The organism is Pantoea sp. BAV 3049 (genome assembly GCF_009765445.1).
In the GTDB taxonomy this organism is placed as follows: domain Bacteria; phylum Pseudomonadota; class Gammaproteobacteria; order Enterobacterales; family Enterobacteriaceae; genus Erwinia.
In genome coordinates this window covers 1,417,438-1,436,778 of record NZ_WHOY01000031.1, presented here as the reverse complement: position 1 = coordinate 1,436,778, position 19,341 = coordinate 1,417,438, and the positions used below count along the sequence as shown (strand labels likewise).

18 protein-coding genes and 4 pseudogenes are annotated in these 19,341 nt (G+C 52.7%); 15 read left to right on the top strand and 7 right to left on the bottom strand.

Translation table 11 applies throughout. From position 1 onward, the window contains the following. Positions 1-12 precede the first annotated feature (12 nt). Complete coding sequence (locus GSQ70_RS07390) at positions 13-1,248, top strand: D-amino acid dehydrogenase (protein WP_158781952.1); 1,236 nt, start codon at positions 13-15, stop codon at positions 1,246-1,248. Here GSQ70_RS07390 and GSQ70_RS25950 read toward each other — a convergent pair. Both GSQ70_RS25950 and GSQ70_RS07380 read right to left on the bottom strand, forming a co-directional pair. After that, positions 1,239-1,424: pseudogene (locus tag GSQ70_RS25950) on the bottom strand (hypothetical protein); the annotation flags it as partial. The gene GSQ70_RS07390 and the pseudogene GSQ70_RS25950 overlap by 10 nt on opposite strands. Positions 1,425-1,498: 74 nt before the next feature. Beyond that, complete coding sequence (locus GSQ70_RS07380; RefSeq protein ID WP_158781951.1) at positions 1,499-2,383, bottom strand: LysR family transcriptional regulator; 885 nt, start codon at positions 2,381-2,383, stop codon at positions 1,499-1,501. A 12-nt stretch (positions 2,384-2,395) separates the two neighbouring features. Here GSQ70_RS07380 and GSQ70_RS25945 point away from each other — a divergent pair. Together GSQ70_RS25945 and GSQ70_RS07375 are read left to right on the top strand one after the other, a co-directional pair. Continuing rightward, positions 2,396-2,566: pseudogene (locus GSQ70_RS25945) on the top strand (hypothetical protein); the annotation flags it as partial. Continuing rightward, positions 2,559-3,065, top strand: a pseudogene (locus GSQ70_RS07375) (IS6 family transposase); the annotation flags it as partial. The pseudogenes GSQ70_RS25945 and GSQ70_RS07375, both read left to right, overlap by 8 nt. A gap of 52 nt (positions 3,066-3,117) precedes the next feature. Here the strand turns inward: GSQ70_RS07375 and GSQ70_RS07370 are convergent. Continuing rightward, entirely contained in the window at positions 3,118-4,011 is an 894-nt protein-coding gene (locus tag GSQ70_RS07370) for a LysR substrate-binding domain-containing protein (RefSeq protein ID WP_158781950.1), read from the bottom strand. A 99-nt stretch (positions 4,012-4,110) separates the two neighbouring features. Here GSQ70_RS07370 and GSQ70_RS07365 point away from each other — a divergent pair, with 99 nt between their 5' ends. Beyond that, on the top strand, positions 4,111-4,842 hold the full coding sequence (locus GSQ70_RS07365; protein WP_158781949.1) for a sulfite exporter TauE/SafE family protein: 732 nt from the start codon (positions 4,111-4,113) through the stop codon (positions 4,840-4,842). Positions 4,843-5,149: 307 nt separating this feature from the next. Here GSQ70_RS07365 and GSQ70_RS07360 read toward each other — a convergent pair whose 3' ends face one another. From GSQ70_RS07360 to GSQ70_RS07350, 3 genes are all read right to left on the bottom strand, one after another. Then, a complete protein-coding gene (locus GSQ70_RS07360) occupies positions 5,150-6,286 on the bottom strand; it encodes an alkene reductase (protein ID WP_158781948.1) in 1,137 nt (378 codons plus the stop codon). Positions 6,287-6,387: 101 nt separating this feature from the next. Next, complete coding sequence (locus tag GSQ70_RS07355; protein ID WP_158781947.1) at positions 6,388-7,155, bottom strand: enoyl-CoA hydratase/isomerase family protein; 768 nt, start codon at positions 7,153-7,155, stop codon at positions 6,388-6,390. 117 nt (positions 7,156-7,272) lie between these two features. Then, positions 7,273-8,160: a LysR family transcriptional regulator gene (locus tag GSQ70_RS07350; RefSeq protein ID WP_158781946.1), complete on the bottom strand. Its 888-nt coding sequence runs from the start codon at positions 8,158-8,160 to the stop codon at positions 7,273-7,275. Positions 8,161-8,282: 122 nt separating this feature from the next. Between GSQ70_RS07350 and GSQ70_RS07345 the strand changes: the two genes are divergently transcribed. From GSQ70_RS07345 to GSQ70_RS07335, 3 genes and pseudogenes are all read left to right on the top strand, one after another. After that, positions 8,283-8,912: a glutathione S-transferase family protein gene (locus GSQ70_RS07345; RefSeq protein WP_158781945.1), complete on the top strand. Its 630-nt coding sequence runs from the start codon at positions 8,283-8,285 to the stop codon at positions 8,910-8,912. A 128-nt stretch (positions 8,913-9,040) separates the two neighbouring features. Further along, positions 9,041-9,757, top strand: a complete 717-nt coding sequence (locus GSQ70_RS07340) for an SDR family oxidoreductase (RefSeq protein ID WP_199257232.1) — start codon at positions 9,041-9,043, stop codon at positions 9,755-9,757. A 42-nt stretch (positions 9,758-9,799) separates the two neighbouring features. Beyond that, positions 9,800-9,925, top strand: a pseudogene (locus tag GSQ70_RS07335) (type II toxin-antitoxin system RelE/ParE family toxin); the annotation flags it as partial. 219 nt (positions 9,926-10,144) lie between these two features. Here GSQ70_RS07335 and yghU read toward each other — a convergent pair. Further along, positions 10,145-11,008, bottom strand: a complete 864-nt coding sequence (gene yghU / locus GSQ70_RS07330; RefSeq protein ID WP_158781943.1) for a glutathione-dependent disulfide-bond oxidoreductase — start codon at positions 11,006-11,008, stop codon at positions 10,145-10,147. 193 nt (positions 11,009-11,201) lie between these two features. On the opposite strand from yghU, the gene GSQ70_RS07325 reads away from it, so the two are divergent. From GSQ70_RS07325 to deoA, 8 genes are all read left to right on the top strand, one after another. Further along, positions 11,202-11,849, top strand: coding sequence for a DNA-3-methyladenine glycosylase I (locus GSQ70_RS07325; RefSeq protein WP_158781942.1), 648 nt, complete (start codon positions 11,202-11,204; stop codon positions 11,847-11,849). Between the two features lie 240 nt (positions 11,850-12,089). Next, positions 12,090-13,679 carry a peptide chain release factor 3 gene (gene prfC, locus GSQ70_RS07320; RefSeq protein ID WP_158781941.1) on the top strand — a complete coding sequence of 530 codons (1,590 nt, stop codon included), beginning with the start codon at positions 12,090-12,092 and terminating at the stop codon, positions 13,677-13,679. A gap of 305 nt (positions 13,680-13,984) precedes the next feature. Beyond that, a complete protein-coding gene (osmY, locus tag GSQ70_RS07315) occupies positions 13,985-14,599 on the top strand; it encodes a molecular chaperone OsmY (RefSeq protein WP_158781940.1) in 615 nt (204 codons plus the stop codon). Between the two features lie 133 nt (positions 14,600-14,732). Next, the gene (locus GSQ70_RS07310; RefSeq protein ID WP_013200641.1) at positions 14,733-14,894 is read left to right on the top strand and encodes a DUF1328 domain-containing protein; all 162 of its coding nucleotides are present in this window, start codon (positions 14,733-14,735) and stop codon (positions 14,892-14,894) included. Positions 14,895-15,080: 186 nt separating this feature from the next. Then, complete coding sequence (locus tag GSQ70_RS07305; RefSeq protein WP_158781939.1) at positions 15,081-16,133, top strand: patatin family protein; 1,053 nt, start codon at positions 15,081-15,083, stop codon at positions 16,131-16,133. Continuing rightward, positions 16,130-16,906: a TatD family hydrolase gene (locus GSQ70_RS07300; RefSeq protein ID WP_158781938.1), complete on the top strand. Its 777-nt coding sequence runs from the start codon at positions 16,130-16,132 to the stop codon at positions 16,904-16,906. The genes GSQ70_RS07305 and GSQ70_RS07300 overlap by 4 nt, the downstream gene beginning before the upstream one ends. Before the next feature lie 297 nt (positions 16,907-17,203). Continuing rightward, positions 17,204-17,983, top strand: coding sequence for a deoxyribose-phosphate aldolase (gene deoC, locus GSQ70_RS07295; protein WP_158781937.1), 780 nt, complete (start codon positions 17,204-17,206; stop codon positions 17,981-17,983). Between the two features lie 15 nt (positions 17,984-17,998). After that, entirely contained in the window at positions 17,999-19,321 is a 1,323-nt protein-coding gene (deoA, locus tag GSQ70_RS07290) for a thymidine phosphorylase (protein WP_158781936.1), read from the top strand. Positions 19,322-19,341: the final 20 nt, after the last annotated feature.

Here is a 19,341-nt window from a genome sequence, read left to right as displayed (position 1 = left end):
CGGAAACAGAAAATGGCATCACCAATAAGCATCATCGGCGGCGGCGTGATTGGCTTAACCACAGCCTGGGCCCTGGTGAAAAAAGGGTATGATGTGCAACTGATAGAAGCCAGCGATAAACCTGGCTCGGGCGCCAGCTTCGCTAACGGCGGCCAACTCTCCTATCGTTACGTGTCACCGCTGGCCGATGCCGGCATCCCGATGCAGGCGCTCGGCTGGCTGATGCAGAATGATGCGCCTTTGCGGCTGAGGCTGCGGATGGAACCGCATCAGTGGCGTTGGCTGTATGACTTTCTTCGGGCCTGTCGCGCTTCGGTTAATCAGCGAAATACCCAACGGTTGCTGGGGCTGGCGATGCACAGCCGGGAAGTGTTGACCGGCTGGCGTGAGCAGGATCGCCTGGCGGATTTCTCCTGGCGGCAAAACGGCAAGCTTGTGGCGTTTCGCCGCCAGGCCATCTTTGACCATGCGCGCCAGCACCTTGCCGATACGCAGGCGCAGCAGGTTCTGGCGGCAGATCAACTGGCGATGCTCGATCCGGCGCTGGCGAATACGCCGTTTGTCGGTGGCATCTACACTGCCGGTGAAGAAGTGGGCGACTGTTATCATTTTTGCCTGGTGCTGGAAGCCCGGTTGCGGGCATCGGGACAGTGCCATTTTATCACTGGCCATCCGGTTAGCCAGATTATCCATCGTGAGAAACAGGTCACGGCGCTACGGATTGCAGGAAGTGAGCTGCCGGTGGATAAGCTGATTATTTGTGCGGGCTATCAGTCTCCGTCCCTGGCGCTGCCTGGTATCCGGCTGGCCGTTTATCCGCTTAAAGGTTACAGCCTAAGTGTGCCGTCGGAGGCAACCAGCATCACTCCGTCCATCAGCCTGACCGATTATGACAAAAAAATTGTTTATGCCCGGCTGGGCCGACAGCTGCGCATTGCCGCCAAGGTGGATATTAATGGTTTTGATAACACCGTTGATGAAAAGCGTATCGCCTCCATTCGTACCGCCGCGAAAGAACTTTTTCCTCACGGCGGCAATTATGAGAATGCCACTGTATGGACGGGGATGCGTCCGGCTACGCCGACCAGCGTGCCGGTTATCAGCGCCACGCCCTACCGAAATTTATGGCTGAATGTCGGCCATGGCGCGCTAGGATTTACTCTCGCCTGCGGCAGCGCGAGTCTGGTTAGCACAATGATTGACAGCGGTGAGACTCCGCTTGATATCAACGATTTTCGCTATAAGTAAGCGCCGCCAGCCACTGCCCGACATCCGTCATAACGGCGAACCTGAAGCGGAGACAACAGATAAAAGCGGTGCCAATACCGCTGCTCTGGTAACTTAAGCGCGTGAACCATGATCGCACGAACGCCAATATTCTCGGCCACCCGATAATAACGCAGAACTGCATCGTGAAGTAAATCCAGATTATCCGTGGCGATTAAAACATTAGCAAATCTTTGTTGATCATTAAGTTAAGCCCATAATAATTAAATGTCTATTCAATTCGTTGGATTAGAGTGCTTAATATTAATTTAAAAGCTTCATTATTATTATCTTTTCGCCAGATGTAATATAGGTCATTATGTAGCTCTGGCGCAGCTTCAATTGGTAAATATGTTATATTCCCCAATTTGAAAATAGAGGCGCTTTGTGGGATAAGTGCAATGCCTAATCCTGCATTGACCAGAGATTGAATATTCACAGTATTCCCTTCAAACATGACATAATTGGGTTTAACATCCGCTAGTTCAAGAGTCTGTGTCAGCAAATCATAAAATGGTTTCCATGCAATTGAATACATTATCATTGGTTGATTATCAAGATGTTGTAAGCGAATTGATGACTGCGACGCGAGCAGATGCTGTGACGGGATCGCCGCAATAAAGGGCTCTCTTAGACAGCGCAAACTTTCGATATTAGAGTGATTAGGGATAATACGGGATATGCCTAAATCAAGTTGCTGCATATACATCGACTCGATTAATTCATAGGTAGGCAATTGCTGCTGTGACACTTTAATAAAAGGGAAGTCATCTTTTAGCCGAGATAATATCTCAGGTACCAGCTGATAGTAAGCATTTGCCACAAATCCCAACGATACTGAACCTTGCTCGCCGTTAGCCATTTTTTTTGTGAACTGCTCAACCTGATGAATATGCTCAAGCAACTTGCTGGCTTCACGATAAAAGCTCTTTCCTGCAGTTGTCAGGGCAACAGAGCGTGTACTACGGTCAATCAGCTTGACATTGAGTTGATACTCCAGCAACTGAATCTGACGGGTCAGTGGCGGCTGACTCATATTCAGAGAATGCGCCGCACGACGAAAATTGAGTTCGGACGCTACCGCGACAAAGTATTTAAGCTGATTAATCGACATCATTTTTATTACCCTGTGATTGGTTTTATTCTTGAAGCGACAAAATCCTTTGATATAGCCATTCTTTATGTCGGATCGATGGGCATTATCGGTGCGCTTTCATATCTGTTTATTGTTGGACCACTGCAACGTCAGGCACTGCCTGCTAGCGACGATGTACCGCGACCCGCCATTCAGCTTAGATAGAGCGTTCCGGCGGCATAAACGTCCGGTGGGTCACCGCTGGGCGCATGGATGAGACCTGGATCAAAATCAGAGGACAGTGGAGATATCTTGTACCGGGCGGCCGATACCGAAGGCCAGACAGTCGACTTTCTGCTGACGGCGAAGCGGGATGCCCCAGCGGCCCTTCGCTTCTTACGTAAGGCCATTCGCCACCACGGTGCACCCGAGATGGTCACTATCGATCAAAGTGGTGACAACACCGCAGCGTTAACCACACTCAATACCGATTAACCTGATGAAGGAACCATCGCCTTCAGGCAGAGTAAATATCTGAACAATCTGATTGAGCACGACCACCGAAACATCACAAGACGAACAAGGCTGATGCTGGGATTCAAATCGTTCCGGCGGGCACAGGTCATTCTGGCAGGAATTGAACTGGAGCACATGATCGCAATATAAACATCCGGGTGGAGACGAGGTGTCTCCTGCAGAGCAGTTTTACCAGTTGACTGTATGAAAACAGGCAACAAAGTTTTGTCAGCCTGCTACCGTTAATGCGACAGTACCCGTTACTTTGATGCTTCCTGTTCAAGCCATTCCAGAAACAGATTTAATGCTGATGACTTATCAACATCGGGTGCGATTAGAGCCACGTATTTGCTTCCTTTAACCTCAACCGGAAAAGGGGCCTGAAGCCTTTTCTCTTTTACATCATGCCCAAGTGTTGGCAATCCACCGATACCTACTCCAACACCATCAATGACCGCCTGAAGACTTATATAATTGTGTTCAAAGCGCTGAAATCGCAGTGGGCGCAAAGCTTCGATTCTGGCTATTTTCATCCATCTTTCCCATTCTCCCACTCGCGTATTTGATGTGACGAACACGTGTGTGGAAAGGTCTTCAGGTTCCGCTAAAGGCTGTCTGGATAAAAGCTTCGGCGAAGCAAGTAAAGTGAGTTGTTCTTCGAATAAAGGTCGCTTGTCAAAATAACGCCATTCTGACTTATCCAGTGGATCTCTTCGAATCAAAACATCAAAGCCAGACAGTCCTTTTATCTCTGAGCTGTTTGATATGGACACCAAGACTTCCACATCAGGATTTCGGCTATGGAATGCCGGTAAGCGCGGTATCAGCCAGTGCATAGCTAGAGTTGTTTGGGCGTTTACTCTTATGACTCTTGTATTTTGTGTTTTTCCGAAGCGAGTAGAAGCATCGCTGATAATGTCGAAAGCGGCACTGATTTCCGCTGCAAATGCACGGGCATGTTCGGCTGCAACACTGCGTTGCCCTTGACGTTCAAATAAAGGTTGCCCTAACCACTCTTCAAGTAATTTGATTTGGCGGCTGACGGCACCGTGGGTGATCCCTAACTCCTTAGCTGCGGCGCTCAGACTGCTTGTGTGTGCTGCCGTCTCGAATAGCCTCAAAGCATTTAACGGCGGTAAGTTTCGTTTTTTCATTGGTGACTTTTAGTCTCATAAGTGGACAGTATTAATCGATATTATGATCTAAACACACGCAGTAGGATGCATGTTTCGAAGTCAAAAATCAGGAAAGTCATGACAATCTATATGTGTGTAGCCTTAATTGCGATGCTCGCCGGAGCAGTGAGTGGGATAGTGGGTACAGGCTCTTCTTTGCTTTTACTGCCTGTCATGGTCAGCGCATTCGGGCCTAAATTGGCCATACCGATAATGGCCATCGCCGCTATTCTTGGGAACCTCTCTCGTATTGTTGCCTGGTGGGGAGAGATCGACTGGCGCGCAACTTTGGCTTATACACTACCCGGCGTGCCAGCAGCCTCGTTAGGCGCACATCTACTCCTCGCTCTGCCTACATGGACGATAGACTGTGCTTTAGGCATTTTTTTCTGGATTATGATCCTGATACGGAGGCTTGTGAAAAATAACCGATGGAGATTATCGCTAAACCAGTTGGGGTTCTGTGGCGGAATAGTCGGTTTTCTGACCGGTCTGGTGCTATCAACAGGCCCGGTGAGTGTACCGATTTTTACGGCATATGGGTTGAGTGGTGGGGCATTTATTGGTACAGAAGCCGCGAGTGCACTTTTTCTGTACATGAGTAAAGTCAGTACTTTTTCGCTTCAGAGGGCTCTTTCAATACATATTGCACTTATGGGACTATTCGTCGGTGGCGGCATTATGCTTGGAACCCTCAGCAGTAAAGCTTTGGTACGAAGATTAACTGTGACACATTTTTCATTCCTGATAGACGGCATTCTCTTGATTTCCGGGGCAGGTTTTTTGTACAGTTCCTGGCATATACAATAATTCTGACCTGCACCCCGTTGATTAATACACCGCGTTGTTGACGTTCAGGCGCTGAAGTACATTCACTAAGAGACCGCAGATTTGACCTCTGATAAAGCTGCCATCTGGCCACCGCTCTCCACAGGGAATGACAAGAACACGTTTTTCGTGACCCGGACCGCGTTAAGCAGGTCAGCGATAAACGGACATATTGGCTAAGTTGAAAAATGGACCTTTTTGAACGGTGCATTATTCAAAAGAAGTCCGGCATTAGTATCAATGCCGGATTGCCGTAACGCCTTAAGGTTCATTACCCGAGACGTTATAGTCAGACCAACAGTACTTTTGTAGCTAATGGCTTATAAGCTGGAAAATCGGTGTAACCTCGTTCGTCTCCGCCAAAAAAGGCGTCACGGTTGTACGCAGCAAGGGGAAATGCATGACGGATACGATCCGGAAGGTCTGGATTTGAGGTGAACAGACGACCAAAAGCAATCAGGTCGGCCTCATTTTTTTGCAACGTTTCCTCGGCATCCTCCGGCTTAAAGCCGCCCGCCGCAATAATTTTCCCCTGATAAAAAGCGCGTAAATCGCGGCTGGCGACCGGCTCAGCATAATGGCCCGCTTCCCTGTCATCCGGTCCCACGATGCGGGGCTCAATGATATGCAGATAGGCCAGTTCTGAATGATTCAGCTGCTCTGCAAGATAACGGAAGGTGGCCGAAGGATCGCTGTCATGCATATCACCATATATACCGCTTGGAGAGATGCGTACAGCAACACGTCCCGGACCCCAGACATCCGTCAGGACGTCAACGGACTCAAGCAGAAAGCGCGCCCTGTTTTCAAGTGAACCGCCATAGCTGTCGGTGCGCTGGTTACTGCCGTCCAGAAGAAACTGTTCGGGCAAATAACCATTCGCTGCATGGAGCTCTACACCATCAAATCCTGCGGCTTTTGCCCGAATGGCTGCCTGGCGTAATTCATCCATGAGTTGCTGAATTTCATCCAGTTCAAGCGCGCGTGGGGCCGGGAAAAGTTTACCCTCATAGGCTCCCTGCTCATTTCTGACCACACCATAGGTGTCTCTCGCGATGAGTGCGGAAGGCGCTATGGGCTGACGTCCTGATGACAGTTCAGGCAGAGACTGACGACCCGGGTGCCAGAGCTGCAGCACGATTTGACTACCGCGGGCGTGTACGGCCTCCACCAGATGCTGCCATCCCGCCTGCTGCTCATCAGTAAAGATACCCGGTGCGTCTTCATAAGCATTTGCAAAGGGTGAAACCGCCGTGGCCTCCGCGATAAGAAGCCCGCCGCGACTTGCACGCTGGCGGTAATATTCAGTCATAAGGTCCCCAGGGATGCCGCCCTGCACGGTTCTCATGCGAGTGGTGGGTGCCATGACGACACGATGATCCAGCTGCAGTTTTCCTGCGATGACAGGCGAGAATAACGTTTTCATCCTGTGTTCTCCACGGTGAGCCAGAGCCCACACAAACGAGGCTCTTTCTCTGTATTAAAATGAATTCAGTAATACTGAAATCCGGAATGTCTGTCCGGGATTTACTGCTGGGCCATGGTGTGCGCAACCTGGGCCGCACTGATGCCTTCCAGCGCCAGGCCATAACCCAGGCCTTCATCGACCAGACGCTTCAGACGCTGAGTCAGTGCAATCCGGGTATAGCGCGAGGTCAGTGGGGGAAGGGCCGCGATCCCGTCGGCAATTTCATGGGCGCGGGCCAGGAGCTTATCCGCTGGCACAATTTCGTTAACCACACCCCATTCCTTTGCCGTTTCCGCATCCAGCACCTGACGGGTCAGCAGAAAGTGGCGGCCGCGTATTGAGCCAATGACTTCCGGCCACAGAATGTGAACGCCGTCAGCGGGGACAATCCCAAATTCGAAATGCGGCTTGTCCTGGAAAACGGTTTCCGGGGTGGCCAGAATGGTATCGGTTAGCAGGGCATACTCGCTGTGAAGCAGTACCGGGCCGTTCAGCGCGGTAATCATCGGAACTTCAATATCCAGAATGTTGCTCAGCACTTTTCTGCCTTCGCGCAAAATTTTGTCGAAACCTGTTGGAGTAAAAAAATCAAATCCTTCCGGGCTGATTGCATCCATAAAGGCATCACCCGAACCGGTAAGGATAATCACACGGTTATCACGGTCTTCACCGATGGCATGGAACAACTCAACGAACTGCTCATGGGTATGCCCATCGAAAATCAGTTTTTCACCGTCAGTGTGGAGTTTCACTTCCAGTGCCCCATTTGCTTTACGGGAAAGAAGGGCGTTTGGGAAAGCAGTACGATAAGTTTCAAATGTTGACATGGTGGCGATCCTTGTTGTTACCAGTCCGGAGTGGCTGGCCATGAAACAACAATATTCCATTCCCTTAAGGTTGGGATCGCCTAAAAATCAGATAACAAATATTCCTCTGTGGAATGGCTATTTCTCCTTTTCCGCCATGACAGATTCGACAAAACCCGCAAATTGCCGCGCCTTGGCGCTGGCCAGACGGCCGCCAGGGAAAACGGCCCACAGGTCGATAGAGGGCAGTTGCCATGACCTCAGCACCTTCCGGACAGTCCCGTTCCTTAATTCGTCTGCAAACATCCAGTCGGAGGCAATGCACAACCCCATATGACTCAGTACGGCAGCTCGCTGTCCTTCAGCGGCGCTGACGCGAATGCGGCCGCTTACGGCGGCGGAAACAACCGCACCCTGGCGTGTGAATGTCCAGACGCTGGGCTGTGGGGTGTAGAGAATGGCTTCATGTTCTGCGAGCTCGGCCGGGGTTTCTGGCTCACCTTTTTTTGAGAGATAGCCCGGCGTGGCAATCACCGAGCGGGGGCCCGTTGCCAGCTTTCGCGCTACGACACCCGAGTCGGGCAAATTCCCCATGCGCAGTGAGACATCGACACCTTCAGCAATAAGATCGATCACTCTGTCATCAAGAATCACGTCGACATCCAGTTCCGGGTGCTCATTAAGGAACGCCGGGAGCTGAGGAATGATATGGAGCCGGGCAAAAGTGGTTGCGGCTGAAATCCGCAGTTTTCCGGATAACCCTTTTCCTGCGCCTCTGGCGGCCAGCTCGGCCTCGTCGGCTTCCTGCAGGGCTGCCCGTGCCCGCTCGTAATAGCGCTGTCCGGCCTCGGTGGGTGTCAGACCGTGGGTTGAACGGGTCAGCAAACGGGTCTGTAATCGTGACTCCAGCTGGGCAACCGTTTTAGATACCGAAGGCTGACCGACATTAAGTTGTCGGGCTGCAGCAGAAAAAGAGCCTGTATCGACTACCCGAATATAGGTTGCCATTGCCTGAAATCGATCCATGTTATTCCTCTTAAGAATAGATGTTATCCCACCAGCTTACCTACCATTCCTTAGAGGGGCCAGCCATCATTGTTTTCAGCTAGTCAGGGCTGGCCTGACAAAAATTCAGCAGGAAAATGACCATGATTGAAATTTATGCATTCGCCACGCCCAACAGCATCAAAGTGCCTGTCGCGCTGGAAGAACTCGGTCTGAAGTATGTTTTGCATGCGGTGAATGTGCGTAAAGGAGAACAGAAAACGGCCAAATTTCTCGCCCTGAACCCCAATGGCAAAGTCCCCGTGCTTGTCGATACCAGCGCTTCATCTGAGCCGTTGGTTCTGACAGAGTCTGCGGCAATCCTCATTTATCTGGCTGAAAAAACCGGAAAGCTTCTACCCGCTTCAGGCACGGCAAGATCCCGGGTGTTTGAGCAGCTTTTCTTTCATGCTTCAGGACTGGGGCCCGCTTTTGGGCAGGCAGGATTCTTTCAGCGTCAGGCATCTGAACCACAGCCGCTTGCGATTGAGCGCTTCACTACAGAAGCGGACCGCACCTTGCATGTACTGGACAACGTTCTGGCTAAACACCCTTTCGTTGCCGGGGAGGCGTTCACCATTGCAGATATTGCACACTTTGGCTGGATCTGGCGTCGGGAATTCGCTGGGGTAAGCCTTGAGAGCGCCCCGCATGTGGCTCGCTGGTTTAATGAGGTAGTTGATCGGCCAGCCGTTCAGCGTGCGGTTCAGCGCGTCAACGCGCTTGTTCCATAGTCAGTATTGCTTGCCTTTTACAACCAAAGCAAAAAGAGATGCCACCTTTTTTACGACGCATCCCTGACCAGCAAAACCTGTCCTGAACTCTTGCAGGATATGCCAGAAGTGATTAACCGGAGTAAATTATGAAAAGAACCTTTTTAATTACGGGTGCAAGTAAAGGTATCGGGCTGGCATTGGCTAACAGACTGACCGGTGCGGGTCATCATGTTGTAGGGATCGCTCGGGGAGCTTCGGAGTATTTCCCCGGTACTTTAATCAGCGCAGATCTTGCCGACATTCAGCAGACACAAAGAACCTTTGAGGAGTTAAGCCAGCAATACGCATTTGATGGGATCGTCAACAATGTGGGGCTGGTTAAGCCGCAGCGTCTCGGTCAGATCGATTTAACCTCTTTCGAAGAGGTTCTGCGCGTTAATCTCTACCCGGCAATACAGGGAACCCAGGCCATACTCCCCGGCATGAAAGACCGGCGCTGGGGAAGGATAGTCAATATCTCCAGCCTAACGGTACTCGGAAGTGTAGAACGCACCGCTTATGCTGCTGCAAAAGCCTCACTGATTAGCTTTACCCGTAACTGGGCACTTGAACTCGCTCAGACAGGCATAACAGTGAATGGGGTTGCGCCGGGGCCGACTGAAACGGAGCTGTTTCGGGCGAACAATCCACCGGGGAGCGTGGGTGAAGAGAGATATCTTAAAAGTGTGCCAATGAAGCGATTTGGCAAACCAGACGAAATCGCGGCAACCATTGCTTTTCTGATGTCAGAGGATGCGGCCTTTATGACCGGGCAGACCCTGTATGTGGATGGCGGCGCATCGACAGGGAACTTAATTTTCTGAAGACATGGCGTGTGTAGTTTCGCTATACGCATGGATGGGGATATGATCAAATCCTTCAGGCACAAAGGTCTTGAACAGTTTTTCTACACTGGCTCAACTGCGGGGATTCAGGAAAAGCATGCTGTAAAACTGAATCTGCAACTCACCACGCTAAATGCAGCCAAACGTTTTTGATGGCGAAGACACCGTTCTTGTCGCTTATCAGGATTACCACTGAGGTAATAAGATGACCAAAATGTTTAACCCGGCTCATCCTGGCTTAGTGGTTGGTGAGTATCTGCGTGAGGTCACAGTGACTGAGGCAGCGAAAGCACCCGGTGTTACACGCGCGATAATGCAAAAAGGGCATCCTGAGAGATGCCCTTTTATTGACGAGATCTGTAGCCCTTACTTCGCCAGCTTATCTTCGGTACGCAGATCAAAGTCAGACGCATCATGACGTTCGCGCAGCTGCTCTGAAGGCTCACCCCAGGTGCGGTTGACGATGCGGCCGCGCTGGACGGCAGGACGTTGGGCAATTTCATCGGCCCAGCGCTGCAGGTTTTTATAGGAGCCAGCATCCAGGAACTCGGCGGCGTTATACACCTGTCCTTTAATCAACGCGCCATACCATGGCCAGATTGCAATATCAGCAATGGTGTATTCTTCCCCTGCGATATAACGGTGCTCCGCCAGCTGGCGATCCAGCACGTCTAACTGACGCTTGGCTTCCATGGTGAAGCGATCGATGGCGTACTCAATTTTCTCCGGAGCGTAGTTATAGAAGTGCCCGAATCCACCGCCCAGATATGGCGCGGAACCCTGCAGCCAGAACAACCAGTTCAGCGTTTCGGTGCGGCCAGCCGGATCTTTCGGCAGGAAGTGACTATATTTTTCTGCCAGATAGAGCAGGATCGCGCCGGATTCAAACACGCGGGTCGGTGGCGTGGTCGACACATCCAGCAGTGCCGGGATCTTGGAATTAGGGTTCACATCAACGAAGCCGGACGAGAACTGATCGCCCTCGCTGATGCGGATCAGATGCGCGTCATACTCTGCACCTGCGTTCAGCGCCAGCAGCTCTTCCAGCAGGATGGTGACCTTCTGGCCGTTTGGCGTGCCCATTGAGTAGAGCTGCAAAGGGTGAATGCCTGTCGGCAGAGTCGCTTCGTGACGGGCTCCGGCGGTCGGACGGTTGATGCTGCCCCATGTACCGCCCGTGCCTTTGTTCTCTGTCCAGACTTTGGCTGGCTGATAGTCATTGTTGCTCATAACCGAAGTTTCCCTTTTTCATAGTGTGGCGCGGTACCGCAAAGGATGCCGCGCTGTGGTGGACTAAAAATAGCGTCGATCTCCGCAAAAAACCAAAAGCGGTTGTTACATTGAATGTCAGGTATAGCATTGCAGGGGCTGCCGCGTTTATCCTCAAAGAGCAATGCCGACTCAACAAACCCGGAGAAACCGCATGGACGAGCATTATCTGGCTGACCTGATGGCCGCCGGACTGATCCTGACCGACGATGGCCGTGTCTGCTGCTACTGGCAGCCCTCAATGCCGGACTATCATGATAGTGAATGGGGCAAGCCGGTGGTGGATGACCGGCGGCTGTTTGAGAAAGTGTGCCTGGAAGGGTTTCATTCCGGCATGTCCTGGCAGCTGATTTATAACAAGCGTGAGAATTTCCGCCGCGCTTTTCAGGATTTCGACTTCCATAAGGTCGCGCAGTTTACCGAAGATGATGTTGCCCGCCTGATGGAGGACAAAAGCATCGTGCGTAATCGCGCCAAAATTCTCTCCACCATCAATAACGCAAAGCGTGCCATCGAGCTGGTCGATGAAGCCGGATCGCTGGCTGCCTGGTTCTGGCAGTTTGAGCCTGCAGAGCAGGAACGTCCTGCCATTGTCGATCTGGAATACTGGAAAAATACCAAAACGTCGCCCGAAGCGGTGAAGATGTCAAAGGCGTTGAAGAAGCGGGGCTGGACGTGGGTTGGCCCGGTCACGACCTATTCACTGATGCAGGCGTTGGGGCTGATTAACGATCATATTGCAGGCTGCCAGTGCCGGGATAAATTTGAAGAAGCACGGCGCACTCTTCAGCGCCCGGTTTGACTCAAATTCTCCAGAGGCAATGCCAGTGTAGAAATGGAAACCCCGCCGCAAAATTGCTGCAAACGCCCCGGGCAAAGCATCCTGCTTTTCGGCCTGTCTTTGCTTTCTGCGTATTACACGGCGTTGCGGATTGTGTATGACGCCCGGATCGGCGAAAATGCCCGCCATTGAAGATTAATCGTCTGTGATTGCCACTACGCCAGGGCGTAACGGCGGCACAGCTCCAGATAGAGTTTGTTCATGTCTAATGCACCCTTTATGCAGGAGGTGGCTCGTCGCCGCACCTTCGCTATTATTTCCCACCCGGATGCCGGTAAAACGACGATCACCGAGAAGGTGTTACTGTTCGGACAGGCTATCCAGACTGCCGGTACGGTAAAAGGCCGCGGCTCCAGCCAGCATGCGAAATCCGACTGGATGGAGATGGAAAAGCAACGTGGTATCTCCATCACCACCTCGGTGATGCAGTTCCCGTATCGTGAATGCCTGGTTAACCTGCTGGATACTCCCGGGCACGAAGACTTCTCCGAAGATACCTACCGTACTTTGACGGCGGTCGACTGCTGTCTGATGGTGATTGATGCCGCCAAAGGCGTTGAGGATCGTACCCGCAAGCTGATGGAAGTGACCCGTCTGCGTGACACGCCGATCCTGACTTTTATGAACAAACTTGACCGCGATATCCGCGATCCGATGGAAGTGCTGGATGAAGTGGAAAGCGAGCTGAAAATTGCCTGCGCACCGATCACCTGGCCAATCGGCTGCGGCAAGTTGTTCAAAGGGGTTTACCACCTCTATAAAGATGAAACCTACCTGTATCAGTCCGGTAAAGGCCACACCATTCAGGAAGTTCGCGTGGTGAAAGGGCTGGATAACCCCGATCTGGACGCAGCCATCGGTGAAGACCTGGCTGCCCAGCTGCGTGAAGAGCTGGAGCTGGTGCAGGGTGCTTCTCATGAATTTGAGAAAGAAGCATTCCTTGCCGGTCAACTGACCCCGGTCTTCTTCGGTACCGCGCTGGGCAACTTCGGCGTTGACCATATGCTGGATGGCCTGGTGGAGTGGGCGCCGTCTCCAATGCCGCGTCAGACAGATCTGCGCACCGTGACCGCCGCCGATGAGAAATTTACCGGCTTTGTCTTCAAGATCCAGGCAAACATGGACCCGAAACACCGCGACCGCGTGGCCTTTATGCGCGTGGTATCCGGCAAGTACGAAAAAGGCATGAAGCTGCGTCAGGTCCGGCTGGGCAAAGATGTGGTGATTGCCGATGCGCTGACCTTTATGGCCGGTGACCGTTCGCACGTTGAAGAAGCCTATCCTGGCGACATCATCGGGCTGCATAACCACGGCACCATCCAGATTGGGGATACCTTCACCCAGGGCGAGAACATGAAGTTCACCGGTATTCCGAACTTCGCGCCAGAGCTTTTCCGTCGTATTCGCCTGCGTGACCCGCTGAAGCAGAAACAGCTGCTGAAAGGGCTGGTCCAGCTCTCTGAAGAGGGCGCGGTACAGGTGTTCCGTCCGGTTCACAATAACGATCTGATTGTGGGCGCGGTGGGTGTGTTGCAGTTCGACGTGGTGGTTGCCCGTCTGAAGAGCGAGTACAACGTTGAAGCCATCTATGAAGCAATTAACGTCTCCACCGCCCGCTGGGTCGAATGCAGCGACGTGAAGAAGTTCGATGAGTTCCAGCGTAAGAACGAAGTTAACCTGGCGCTGGATGGCGGCGATAACCTGACTTATATCGCACCAACCATGGTAAACCTGAACATTACCCAGGAGCGTTATCCTGACGTGGTTTTCCGGAAAACCCGCGAACATTAATGCATTAGCAAAGTTCAGCTATACTCAGAAGCGGTGCCGGTTGCACCGCTTTTTTTTTGCCATAATTCTTCATTTTTTTGCCGCTTTCCCGCTTACAGACTCCTCTTAAAAAACTTCTGGTTTGGCCATTTATCCATCATATCAACCACAAGCAGCGGTGAAATCCTGATTACCGTCTATATTTATTTTTACAGGACGCAAAATATGCGGCGCGGTAGCTGCAACGTCTTACCACTACAGTCACGCCGTTTGTGACTGAAAGCTCACAGTTGTGAGTGCATCAACATGAAGAAGGATACAAATCGATGAACAAGACTAAGATTGCAAAAACTCTGATGGCTGTACTGGTTGGTTCTGCACTGATGGGTGGCTCTGCAATGGCGGATGACTCCACGTCAACAAAAGCGCAAAACACTACCGACAGCGCGGGTTCAAAAATCGATAGTTCTATGAAAAAAGTCGGTGGATACATGGATGACAGCGGCGTGACCGCCAAGGTGAAAGCGGCCCTGGTGGACAACGACGCGATTAAAAGCACTGATATATCAGTTAAAACTCACAGCGGCGTCGTGACGCTTAGTGGTTTTGTTCCGTCGCAGGACCAGGCCGAACTGGCGGTTGCAGCGGCGAAAAAAGTTGAGGGTGTTAAATCAGTCAGCGACAAACTGCACGTTAAAGACAGCACTAAAGCCAGCGTAAGTGGTTATGCCGGAGATGCGGCTACGACCAGCGAAATTAAAGCTAAACTGTTAGCGGATGACATCGTTCCGTCACGAAATGTGAAGGTTGAAACCACCAACGGTGTGGTTCAGCTGTCCGGTACGGTGAAATCCCAGGCACAGTCTGAACGTGCCGAAGGGATCGCCAAAGCGATTGATGGCGTGAAAAGCGTTAAAAACGATCTCACTGTGAAATCTTAACGCTGATGCGGGCCGCCCGGTTGTTGACGGTGCGGCTCCGTGTTGACTGTTTAAGACTATAAAGTCAGGCCTTAAACGGCTGGAGTTAATAATACAAGCAGTTCGATTTTCACTATAGGGTAAGGAGAGGCTTATGTTTCGTTGGGGTATTATTTTTCTGATTATCGCGCTCATCGCAGCAGCGTTAGGATTTGGTGGTCTTGCTGGTACGGCCGCATGGGCAGCTAAAATTGTCTTTGTTGTGGGTATCATTATCTTCCTGATCAGCCTGTTTACCGGCAGGAAGAAATTATAGAGCCTGCCAACAGTTAAGACCCGTGTGAACGGGTATTAAGCGGCGGGCTGTATGGCCCGCCAGCAGTATCCTTCCTCCCTTGTTGTTGTTTGTAACAAAGTGACAACAATAAGAGCAACAAGCGCCAAACAGTTTTACCGCTTTAGGCGTATCCTCAGTCCATTCATTCTCCTGAGGATACCGATTTTGGGCCGACGCATTCCCATCACCCTCGGCAATATTGAGCCGCTGGCGTTAACTCCTTTTCGTCCGGGTAAACTGGCCCTGGTCTGCGAAGGCGGTGGGCAGCGCGGTATCTTCACCGCTGGCGTACTGGATGAATTTCAGCGGGCTGGTTTCAATCCCTTCGATCTGATGCTGGGCACTTCTGCCGGAGCACAAAATCTCTCTGCTTATGTCTGCGGCCAGGCCGGTTATGCCCGGCGGGTGATCACACGTTATACCACCAGTAAACTGTTCTTTGATCCTCTGCGCTTTGTGCGCGGAGGACATCTGATCGATCTGGACTGGCTGGTGGACGTGACCGCAAAAGAGTTTCCGCTGGCGATGGCGGCAGGGGAGAAGATGTTTTCCTCGGGTCGTGAATTCTACATGTGTGCCTGCCGCAGCGACGACTACTCACCGGGGTACTTCTCGCCAACGGCGGCAAACTGGCTGAATATCATTAAAGCCTCCAGCGCGATTCCTGGTATGTACCGGCCAGGTGTCGATCTGGATGGGATCAGCTATCTGGATGGCGGCATCAGCGATGCAATTCCGGTGCGTGAAGCCGCCCGGCGTGGCGCTGAAACCATCGTGGTGATCCGCACGGTGCCTTCGCAGATGACGTATACGCCGCAGTGGCTGAAGCGTATTGAGCGCTGGCTCGGTGAAAGTGCGCTGCAACCATTGGTCAACATCATGCATCTGCATGAAGATAGTTATCGCCAGACGCAGGAATTTATCGAGAAGCCGCCCGGCAAGCTGAATATTATTGAAATTTTCCCACCTCATGCGCTGGCAAGCATGGCGCTGGGCAGTCGCGTTACCTCGCTGAACCAGGATTATCATCTTGGCCGCCGCTGTGGCCGTTATTTCCTCGCCACTCTCGGCCAGTGGCTGCAGGAGAGTGACGCACTGGTCAGTCAGCAACCTGTGGTTCCTGCCGCACCGGTGGCGAATGAACCGGATCATCAGGGGATCATCCTCGACCCGCTGGCAGAAAATGACGCCGATTACGATAAAGGCTCGCTGGCATGACACCCTCTTTCGTCGACACGCACTGTCATTTTGACTTCGAGCCGTTCTGTGGCGATGAAGAACAAAGCCTGCGGCTGGCGGCGGAGGCCGGTGTGGAGAAAATCATTGTCGTGGGTGTCGCGGCGGATCGTTTTAAAGGCGTGATGGCGCTGGCTGAACGCTGGCCGCCACTGTATGCCGCGTTGGGCACTCACCCGATGGCCATAGCGCAGCATGATGACTCGCACCTCGAGCTGCTTGAACGTTTTCTGAAGCAGCAGCCGGAAAAGTTGGTGGCGATTGGCGAAATCGGTCTGGATCTCTATATCGACAACCCGCAATTTGATAAGCAGCAGGCGGTGCTGGATGCGCAGCTGCGGCTGGCCCGGGACTACAATTTGCCCGTTATCCTCCACTCCCGACGGACTCATGACAAGCTGGCAATGCATCTGCGTAAACTCGATCTTCCCCGGCGCGGCGTGGTGCATGGTTTTGCCGGTAGTGAGCAGCAGGCACTGGCCTTTATCCGTGCGGGCTATGCCATTGGCGTCGGCGGCACCATCACCTATGAGCGCGCCACTAAAACCCGCAATGCCATTGCCCGCCTGCCGCTGAGCTCGCTGCTGCTGGAAACGGATTCACCAGATATGCCGCTACAGGGCTTCCAGGGCCAGCCAAACCGCCCTGAGCGGCTCAGAAATGTCTGGCAGAGCCTGTGTGACATCCGGGAAGAATCCCCGCAGGAAATTGCTGAAACCCTTCGTGAAAATACCCGTCAGCTGTTTCGTCTCTGACTGGCTAAACTCTTAAATACCTCTTCCATCCTGAAACGGACTGCCATCGCAGGGCATACTGTAACGTGCCTCAGTTATGCTGGACGTGAAATGTTAAAATTATAACATTTTTGCCGATTTATCCTGGTTCGCCTGTCTGTCAGGAAGGAGTGATGGCCGTCGCAGAGGTCGCTTATGTGATATTGGTCACTCATAGTGTACAATTTCTGCAATTGCATATTCATGTGTGTGAAATTTATCACAGATAACAACCTGTCCGGGCTGTTATTATTTTAACATTCTTCTGTGGAGAGCATTATGACCGACTTAACCGCCGCTGCCATCCGGGCGCTGAAACTGATGGACCTGACCACGCTGAACGATGACGACACCGATGCGAAGGTGATCTCCCTCTGCCATCAGGCCAAATCTCCGGCAGGCAACACTGCCGCCATCTGCATCTATCCGCGCTTTATCCCGATTGCCCGCAAAACGCTGCGTGAGCAGGGCACGCCGGATATCCGCATCGCCACCGTGACCAACTTCCCTCATGGTAATGACGATATCGACATCGCCCTGGCAGAAACTCACGCCGCTATTGCTTACGGTGCCGATGAAGTGGACGTGGTTTTTCCTTACCGCGCTCTGATCGACGGTAACGATGAAGTGGGTTATGAGCTGGTCAGCGCCTGTAAAGAGGCCTGTGCCGATGCTGGTGTGCTGCTGAAGGTGATTATTGAAACCGGCGAGCTGAAAACTGCCGAGCTGATCCGCAAAGCTTCTGAAATTGCTATCGAAGCAGGCGCTGATTTTATCAAAACCTCCACCGGTAAGGTCGCGGTCAACGCCACGCCTGAAGTCGCAGAAATTATGATGAAGGTGATTGCTGAAATGGGCGTTAAGCACCAGGTGGGCTTCAAGCCTGCCGGTGGCGTGAAAACGGCTGAAGATGCTGCGGTGTACCTGAAGCTGGCGGATGAGATCCTCGGCAGCGAATGGGCCGATGCACGCCACTTCCGTTTCGGGGCCTCCAGCCTGTTAGCCAGCCTGTTAAATGCGGCGGGGTTCTCCGGCGCGAAAAGTGATTCAGCTTATTAAACATCGGGGGGCGACGTGTTCCTGCCACAAGAAATTATTCGAAAAAAAAGAGATGGCCAGGCGCTGAGTGAAGAGGAAATCCGTTTTTTTATCAACGGAGTCCGTGATAATTCAGTCTCAGAAGGGCAAATCGCCGCGCTGGCGATGACCATTTATTTCCACGATATGACGCTGGCTGAGCGCGTGGCGTTGACCATGGCGATGCGCGATTCAGGATTGGTGCTGAACTGGCAGAGCCTGGGACTGAACGGCCCGGTGGTGGACAAACACTCCACCGGCGGCGTAGGGGATGTGACCTCGCTGATGCTTGGCCCGATGGTGGCGGCCTGCGGTGGCTATGTTCCGATGATCTCCGGGCGTGGCCTCGGCCATACCGGCGGCACGCTGGACAAGCTTGAAGCAATCCCTGGGTTTGATATCTTTCCGGATGATGAAGCTTTCCGCCGGATGATCAAAGAGGTAGGTATTGCGATTATCGGGCAGACCAACTCGCTGGCTCCGGCCGACAAGCGCTTCTACGCTACCCGCGATATTACCGCCACCGTTGATTCCATTCCGCTGATCACCGCTTCGATCCTCGCTAAAAAGCTGGCTGAGGGGCTGGATGCGCTGGTGATGGATGTGAAAGTGGGATCCGGCGCCTTTATGCCAACTTTTGAACAGTCAGAACAGCTGGCACAGGCGATTGTCGGCGTGGCGAACGGCGCGGGCTGCAAAACCACCGCACTGCTGACCGATATGAACCAGGTGCTGGCCTCCAGCGCCGGTAATGCGCTGGAAGTGCGTGAAGCGGTGCAGTTCCTCACCGGCCAATACCGCAACCCGCGCCTGCTGGAAGTCACGCTGGCGCTGGGTGCTGAAATGCTGGTGTCTGGCGGCCTGGCCGCAGACAGCGATGAAGCGACTAAAAAGCTTCAGGCGGTGCTGGATAACGGCCGTGCGGCGGAAGTGTTCTCGCGCATGGTTAAAGCGCAGAAAGGCCCGGCAGACTTTATCGAAAATATGGATAAATACCTGCCCGCACCGATGCTCAGCAAGGCGGTCTACGCCGATCGGCCGGGCATTGTCAGCGCCATGGATACCCGTGCGCTGGGGATGGCAGTTGTTGCTATGGGCGGCGGTCGTCGTCGCGCCAGCGATACCATTGACTACAGCGTCGGTTTCAGTGAAATGGCTCAGTCGGGCGATTATGTCGATAACCAGCGACCGCTGGCAGTGATCCATGCCGCCACGGAATCCGGCTGGCAGGAAGCGGCTGCGGCGGTCAGGCAGGCCATCACGCTCAGTGAAGAAGCGCCCGCTGCCACGCCAGTTATCTATCGCAGAATCGCCGGATAAACGTCATACTGTTCTGAACG

Excerpts from the sequence above, each read along its gene's own strand:
- GSQ70_RS07390 (WP_158781952.1), top strand. The coding sequence starts at position 13 with ATGGCATCACCAATAAGCATCATCGGCGGCGGCGTGATTGGCTTAACC.
- GSQ70_RS07380 (WP_158781951.1), bottom strand. The coding sequence starts at position 2,383 with ATGATGTCGATTAATCAGCTTAAATACTTTGTCGCGGTAGCGTCCGAA.
- GSQ70_RS07370 (WP_158781950.1), bottom strand. The coding sequence starts at position 4,011 with ATGAAAAAACGAAACTTACCGCCGTTAAATGCTTTGAGGCTATTCGAG.
- GSQ70_RS07365 (WP_158781949.1), top strand. The coding sequence starts at position 4,111 with ATGACAATCTATATGTGTGTAGCCTTAATTGCGATGCTCGCCGGAGCA.
- GSQ70_RS07360 (WP_158781948.1), bottom strand. The coding sequence starts at position 6,286 with ATGAAAACGTTATTCTCGCCTGTCATCGCAGGAAAACTGCAGCTGGAT.
- GSQ70_RS07355 (WP_158781947.1), bottom strand. The coding sequence starts at position 7,155 with ATGTCAACATTTGAAACTTATCGTACTGCTTTCCCAAACGCCCTTCTT.
- GSQ70_RS07350 (WP_158781946.1), bottom strand. The coding sequence starts at position 8,160 with ATGGATCGATTTCAGGCAATGGCAACCTATATTCGGGTAGTCGATACA.
- GSQ70_RS07345 (WP_158781945.1), top strand. The coding sequence starts at position 8,283 with ATGATTGAAATTTATGCATTCGCCACGCCCAACAGCATCAAAGTGCCT.
- GSQ70_RS07340 (WP_199257232.1), top strand. The coding sequence starts at position 9,041 with ATGAAAAGAACCTTTTTAATTACGGGTGCAAGTAAAGGTATCGGGCTG.
- yghU (WP_158781943.1), bottom strand. The coding sequence starts at position 11,008 with ATGAGCAACAATGACTATCAGCCAGCCAAAGTCTGGACAGAGAACAAA.
- GSQ70_RS07325 (WP_158781942.1), top strand. The coding sequence starts at position 11,202 with ATGGACGAGCATTATCTGGCTGACCTGATGGCCGCCGGACTGATCCTG.
- prfC (WP_158781941.1), top strand. The coding sequence starts at position 12,090 with ATGTCTAATGCACCCTTTATGCAGGAGGTGGCTCGTCGCCGCACCTTC.
- osmY (WP_158781940.1), top strand. The coding sequence starts at position 13,985 with ATGAACAAGACTAAGATTGCAAAAACTCTGATGGCTGTACTGGTTGGT.
- GSQ70_RS07310 (WP_013200641.1), top strand. The coding sequence starts at position 14,733 with ATGTTTCGTTGGGGTATTATTTTTCTGATTATCGCGCTCATCGCAGCA.
- GSQ70_RS07300 (WP_158781938.1), top strand. The coding sequence starts at position 16,130 with ATGACACCCTCTTTCGTCGACACGCACTGTCATTTTGACTTCGAGCCG.
- deoC (WP_158781937.1), top strand. The coding sequence starts at position 17,204 with ATGACCGACTTAACCGCCGCTGCCATCCGGGCGCTGAAACTGATGGAC.